This is a genomic window from Kosakonia sp. S42 (genome assembly GCF_016624785.1).
In the GTDB taxonomy this organism is placed as follows: Bacteria; Pseudomonadota; Gammaproteobacteria; order Enterobacterales; family Enterobacteriaceae; genus Kosakonia; species Kosakonia cowanii.
On sequence record NZ_JACVTW010000065.1, the window covers coordinates 1 to 5,663 of the forward strand.

6 protein-coding genes and 4 pseudogenes are annotated in these 5,663 nt (G+C 45.8%); 7 read left to right on the plus strand and 3 right to left on the minus strand.

Features of this window, described 5'->3' with window-relative positions; all coding sequences use genetic code 11:
* Positions 1–176 precede the first annotated feature (176 nt).
* The 7 genes and pseudogenes from IAE50_RS25355 to IAE50_RS25370 form a co-directional block, all read left to right on the plus strand.
* Positions 177–254, plus strand: a pseudogene (locus IAE50_RS25355) (antitoxin); the annotation flags it as partial.
* Between the two features lie 47 nt (positions 255–301).
* Positions 302–550 (plus strand): helix-turn-helix domain-containing protein, encoded by a 249-nt coding sequence (locus tag IAE50_RS26360; RefSeq protein WP_234467348.1) that lies wholly within the window; start codon positions 302–304, stop codon positions 548–550.
* Between the two features lie 391 nt (positions 551–941).
* Positions 942–1,178: an IS3 family transposase gene (locus IAE50_RS26365; protein WP_309228117.1), complete on the plus strand. Its 237-nt coding sequence runs from the start codon at positions 942–944 to the stop codon at positions 1,176–1,178.
* A 57-nt stretch (positions 1,179–1,235) separates the two neighbouring features.
* On the plus strand, positions 1,236–1,481 hold the full coding sequence (locus IAE50_RS26370) for a DDE-type integrase/transposase/recombinase (RefSeq protein ID WP_234467351.1): 246 nt from the start codon (positions 1,236–1,238) through the stop codon (positions 1,479–1,481).
* Positions 1,482–1,516: 35 nt separating this feature from the next.
* Entirely contained in the window at positions 1,517–1,633 is a 117-nt protein-coding gene (locus IAE50_RS26375) for an IS3 family transposase (protein WP_309228118.1), read from the plus strand.
* Between the two features lie 213 nt (positions 1,634–1,846).
* Positions 1,847–2,035 (plus strand): annotated as a pseudogene (locus tag IAE50_RS25365) (transposase); the annotation flags it as partial.
* Positions 2,025–2,282, plus strand: a pseudogene (locus tag IAE50_RS25370) (IS3 family transposase); the annotation flags it as partial. The pseudogenes IAE50_RS25365 and IAE50_RS25370, both read left to right, overlap by 11 nt.
* Before the next feature lie 10 nt (positions 2,283–2,292).
* On the opposite strand, the gene IAE50_RS25375 reads toward IAE50_RS25370, so the two are convergent.
* The 3 genes and pseudogenes from IAE50_RS25375 to IAE50_RS26385 all read right to left on the minus strand — a co-directional run.
* Positions 2,293–2,544 carry a hypothetical protein gene (locus IAE50_RS25375; protein ID WP_200581659.1) on the minus strand — a complete coding sequence of 84 codons (252 nt, stop codon included), beginning with the start codon at positions 2,542–2,544 and terminating at the stop codon, positions 2,293–2,295.
* Between the two features lie 725 nt (positions 2,545–3,269).
* Positions 3,270–4,673: a flagellar filament capping protein FliD gene (gene fliD, locus IAE50_RS25380; protein WP_200581660.1), complete on the minus strand. Its 1,404-nt coding sequence runs from the start codon at positions 4,671–4,673 to the stop codon at positions 3,270–3,272.
* 560 nt (positions 4,674–5,233) lie between these two features.
* Positions 5,234–5,663 (minus strand): annotated as a pseudogene (locus tag IAE50_RS26385) (hypothetical protein); the annotation flags it as partial.

A 5,663-nucleotide genomic window follows, 5' to 3' on the forward strand; every position in this document is an offset into this window, starting at 1 on the left:
CGTCAGCTGTTTACCGTACCGTTATAACCTGTTACCCATGTGCCCGGTTTATACAACAATAGCCCCCTTACAGGGGGCATTCTCGAAAGCCACTTTCTAAGAAGGTGGTCTTTACTATGAGACCTGTTAAACGGTATTATGAGGTGTCATATGCCCAGCATCATCATAAGTGAACTACAGTCAGCGCAGGGAATGGTTTTCCGGTTGCAATTCTGAATCGCAACCAGCCCGCTTTTTATTGTGTCCCGGCGGATTGTAGTGCGCCCCTAAAGTTAGACACCGGATCGAAAACTGAGGGCGCATGGCAAAATTTTCATTGGAATTCAAAAAGAAGGTATCAGAAAAGTACCTAGAGGACGAACTGAGTCTGAAATCTGTCGCCAGGATGTACGGCATCAACCCCTGCACGGTAAGAAAATGGGCTTATGCCTACTGGGAGCATGGAATAGGCGTACTTACGAATAAAAAGGGGCGCTACTCTGCTGATTTCAAACTTACAGTAGTAAAAGAAATCGTGGATGACTGTTTTCTGTTCGTGAAACTGCGCTAAAACATGGGATACCAGACCTTGGTACTGTATGCACCTGGCTTGAAAAATATAGAAAATATGGCAAGGATGCTTTCATTCGAAAAAATACAAAGATTATTCCTGTGCCAGATAAAAATGTCATTCCGGCCACACCATTACCAGCATTAACCGAAGATGAGCGAGAGGAACTTGAACAACTCAGGGTCGAGAATGTCTACTTAAAAAAGCGCAAGGCCTTGGTTTAGCAGAAAAAATGCTCAGCGCCCAGAAAAAAGTGAGCATTATTAATGAACTAAAGAAAAAATAACCATTATCCCGATTGTTAATTGTTGCTGGGCTGCCCCGGAGCACATTCTACTATCATGTCAAACGTCTTACAGCTCCGGACAGGTATCAGTCTGCCAGAGCACTTGTGCTGAAAATTTATCACCAGCACAAAGGTCGCTATGGTTACAGACGTATCAGGCTGACATGTCATAACGAGGGGGTTTTACTTAATGGTAAAACCGTCAGAAAATTAATGAAGAAACTGGGTATTAGCAGCCTGATCCGCGTCAAAAAGTATCGTTCATATAAAGGAGAGCAAGGGCGAATTTGCGATAATCTCCTGAAACGTCAGTTTGATGCAGAACACCCCAACGAAAAGTGAGTCACAGATGTCACTGAGTTTAAAGTGAATGGCAAGAAGCTGTATTTGTCGCCCATCATGGACTTTATAATGGCGAAATTATTGCCTATAACCTCGCTACCCGCCCTTTACCTTCATATGCTTATGGATGCGCTGAAACAGTTGCCGAAAGATGAACATCTAATATTGCGCAGCGACCAAGGCTGGCAATATCAGATGTCACGGTGGCAGCGATGGTTAAAGGATAGTGGCATCGTCCAGAGTATGTCTCGCCGGGAAAATTGCCTGGATAATGCGGTCATAGAGATCTTTTTGGGACCTTGAAATCAGAATGTTATTACCTTAATGAATATAAAAATGTGGATGACTTAAAGCGAGATCTCGTTGGTTACATTGATTATTATAACCAATTGAGGATAAAGGAAAAACTTGGCGGTCTTAGCCCAATACAATATCGATTGAGTCAGACTGCATAAGTTGTCCAATATCTGGGGCGCAGTTTAGAGCTGTATGAAAAATGTTCGATGTCCTAGATGACAAGAAACTGGTGAAACTGGTAACCGAACGCAGCCATGGATCTGGATAGTTATCTATGAACTTATGTAGCCCCCTGAAACACCGGACAGTGGCTGTATCTCCAGATAAGAGATAGGCTTGAATATATATCTAACACTAATGCCAGTTTTGAGATGACCGGGATCCTTTTAGGGCAAGGAGTTCGTAAGCGTAAGACTCCTCAGGAGAAAATCGCCATTCAGGCATGAATGTCTCCCATGTCGCACGCCTGCACGGTATTCAACCCAGCTTGTTGTTCAAGTGGAAGAGCAATATCAGGAAGGCAGTCCACCGCCGTAGCGGCCGGAGAGGAAGTCGTTCCTGAAATCACACGGTCTGGAAGGCAGCATGAGTCGTCGCGGTAACTGCCACGACAACGCGGTTGCGGAAAGCTTTTTCCAGCTACTGAAGAGCGAACGGATAAAGAAAAAGATCTACGGAACGCGGGAAGAAGTCCGCAGCGATGTTTTTGATTACATCGAAATGTTTTATAACTGTAGGCGTCGGCATGGTTCAAGTAATCAGATGCCACCGGCTGAATATGAAAACCAGTATTATCAACGGCTCTAAAGTGTCTAGATTATCCGTGGCTATTCAGATTGCTACCCTGTCGATTAAAAAAAATATTATCATCCATAGAATTTTTGATGTGTCTTTTGAACCAATCTGCCATGGTCTTTTCACTAACATAAAATGACCTGATATCTATACCATAGCGTTTGTTATTTTCTTTGATGTAGGCATTTATTTTTTCCGAAATAATATATGATGATGTTGTCATCTTTCTGTAATTATTAGCGCCATCTATTTCATGTCCATCGCTTTTCTCCATGTAAAAATCATTGATTTACATGAAAAAATCAGGCTAAATGTTTAACTGTTTCTTTGATTTTACAATATAATCGATACAGAATCTGGCTGATTTCTCAACCTCATTGCTCACGGCTGCATGTCGCCGGCACAGTGCCTATTACCGCCATTTTTCTTCTTATTCGGTCCCGGTACGCAGCGCAGGAGCTGTGCGCCACCCACCACATCAGATCAATCAGCGGCGCACCGTAGGCGCATGCAATCGAAATAGGCTGTCTAATTGATTTTATTGACGTAAGTTCCGTACTATAACGCCGGCGCTGATAGTCAAATCATGAGGAGAATGCTTTACAAACTGAATTAACAATGCTCAGATCTGTTTGACCGGCCAGCGACAGCTCTGATCGAACGGTAGAGATCTGAGGTCTTCAATACCATACAGAGTAAGCCAGTTATTCCACCGGTCAATTGGCGAACGAGCGCCGCAAAGCATTCTGGCGACATCACTCGCTTGCCCGGTGCCACACAGAATGGCGGTCAGCCCGCAGACATAATTCCTGTACACGCTTTATAAATAGTTTTCTTCATCAAGCGTCGTTCGACTGGGTATCGATACATGTCCGTACATGGTTCAGTCCGGTTGGTTATTTGGAATACCAGCTACTTATGGGATTGCCCAAATCCGACCGAATTCTCTTCAGATTAAAGGTACATTGGGTTAACCGACGGGCTTTGACGGTCAGGAAACTAACTTAATTTTGAGAATCGTTGAGTCAGATAGTTTGAAGTGGTATTCATAGATGACACCATGCTGCTCAGGCGAGTAAATTGAGTTTTATAACGCGCCATTGTTGTCGCAATATCATATGTTACCGCCTGCACGCGACCGTCCAGCGTCTTCAGTGATTTGTTTATCCCATCTTGGGCCGCCTGTACCACGCCTTTTGAATCCAGCATTTTTGTCAGCATGTTGCTGACTTGCGTGGCAAAGCCGGTGGTTTTGCCGTCCCCGGACAATAGCGCCGTAACGCCACCCGGTTTATCATCCAGCGCTTTATTAAGTTTCGCCGAGTCAACGGTCAGTCTGCCGTTAACGTCCTGTGTCACGCCAATCTGCGACAGCGTGCTGAACGCGCTGCCGCTCTGGGGAGTAGACAGGGCTGTCTGAAGGCGCGTCTGAATATTTCGTAGCGTTCCGTCCCCGGCCAGCGCCCCATTCGTGCTGTCTTGTGCACTGCTGCCCTGCTTAACTACGGTAAATTTTGCTTGAGACGCAATTGTTGTCTGAAGGGAATTGTAAGCATCCACATAGTCCTGAACCAGCTTGAACATTGGCGCATTGTTTTTTTCGACGATAAGTATCTCCGGCTGACTGGTTTTTGCGTTCAGCTTCAGAGTTATGCCCTCTGGTCCGTCGGTAATGTTATTACTGCCCCTGATAATATTTACACCGTTCACGCTGAAAACTGCATCCTGTGCCGGCATCTTCTGCACCATGCCGTTTGCGCTGTTTGCAGGGTTACCATCATAGCTCAAGAATGAGGCAAGCTTCGCGTCCGTGCTGCTCACTGTCATACTGTTTTCCGTACCAGTATCACGCGAAGTCAAGGACAGATAGTATGTATTATTGTCGGATTTAATGATGCTGGCCGTTACACCTCCTTGGGCCTTGTTGATGGCCTCGCGAATGGCAGAAAGGCTGGTCTGGTCTTTATCGAGCGCGACGACAAGCGGTTTTTTCTGTCCAGGCTGAGTAATGATAAGGGTACGGGAGGTCTGAGATGTGTCACCCAAATCCTCGGTGCTGCTTCTGACCGCTTTTGAGAGCAGAGTCTGTGCCTTCGCCAACTGCGATATCTCAACGGCGTAATTACCTGGGTTGGCTCCATTCGCCAAGGTTGCGGTGAAAGCCGTGTTATTGCTAGTAACTTTGCTTGTCGACACCGACGCCGAATCTTTAAGAGCATTCGCTGCCGCTTGCAATTTGCCCAGAGCTGTCTGCATAATTCCCCATGAGGTCAGCTTCGCTTTGTAGGACGATTGCTGTTTAGCCAGCGGCGTAAGCCGCGTCTGTTCTGATTTTTCAATCTGGCTGTACAGTGAGTTGAGGTCCAGGTTCGTCCCTGCACCTAGTGAGTTGATGCTGGTCATATTTTTACTCCTGTTATGAAATTATTAACGCCTGAGAGTAAATATCGGCATCAAACTGAAAAACCTTACAGTCAATAATCAACCAGAACCGGTAGCTACCCCGGAACAAAACGAAAATTTATTTCAATATAATTCCGTCAAGTAACCGTTTCGGGTATTCACACTAATTGGTTAAAGACACAACAAATGGACCATGCACTTGGAGTCATTGAGACGGATCTTTGCTCAGCAAGGCATTGTTCTATTACCACGTGCAGTATGCGCAGGGTATTCATTTCAACGCTTACTGATCCCCAGCAATTTTATCTTACTGCAAGCTCCTGTTTGTACTGACACTAGTACTATTTAAGTTGCGAGCTTTATGCCAGAACGGGCTAATGCATTATTTCATCGAGGCAAGCTCAGTTGTAATCATGCGTTGAGAGATCGCTGATGACGTTATGAATACTGAACAGCGCTTTACTACTCTGGTTTGCGCTTGCGATCTTGCCGGTTCTCTGGATGGCGGGTGATGACATGCGGTTGCGCACGTGGGACACGGAAGCAATGGCTGACAAAGCTTATCGCCATCCTTCCGATAACATGGGCACGTGCGTTATCCACTTTTTTTGTCGTCCATACTCAATCGCCTCTTTCCGCAACTCATTTTCCATGATTTTCCTGCCCATCAGACACTGTAGTTCTTTTATTTGCTTTATTGCGAAAACAAGACCCACGCGGGTATGACCGTGCGGCTGTGGCAGTGAGATTGCCTCATGGTATCGCTTAAGCCACAGGAAAAGCTGACTGGCAGCCAGTCGTGCTGACGAGCAATAGCGACACCTTCCAAAGTTCTGCAGAACAATGGGGATTTTCTCCTGAACTCTGCGCCATCTGTGCTGTTCTGGACCTGAAATGTCAATCATCCTGACTCCAGCGACTGATTTAGAAACCAGTATCGTGACCCTGACCCGAAATCCTGTGCCATCCAGAAACAGAATGCCGGCATAA

Excerpts from the sequence above, each read along its gene's own strand:
- IAE50_RS26360 (WP_234467348.1), top strand. The coding sequence starts at position 302 with ATGGCAAAATTTTCATTGGAATTCAAAAAGAAGGTATCAGAAAAGTAC.
- IAE50_RS26370 (WP_234467351.1), top strand. The coding sequence starts at position 1,236 with ATGGACTTTATAATGGCGAAATTATTGCCTATAACCTCGCTACCCGCC.
- IAE50_RS25375 (WP_200581659.1), bottom strand. The coding sequence starts at position 2,544 with ATGGAGAAAAGCGATGGACATGAAATAGATGGCGCTAATAATTACAGA.
- fliD (WP_200581660.1), bottom strand. The coding sequence starts at position 4,673 with ATGACCAGCATCAACTCACTAGGTGCAGGGACGAACCTGGACCTCAAC.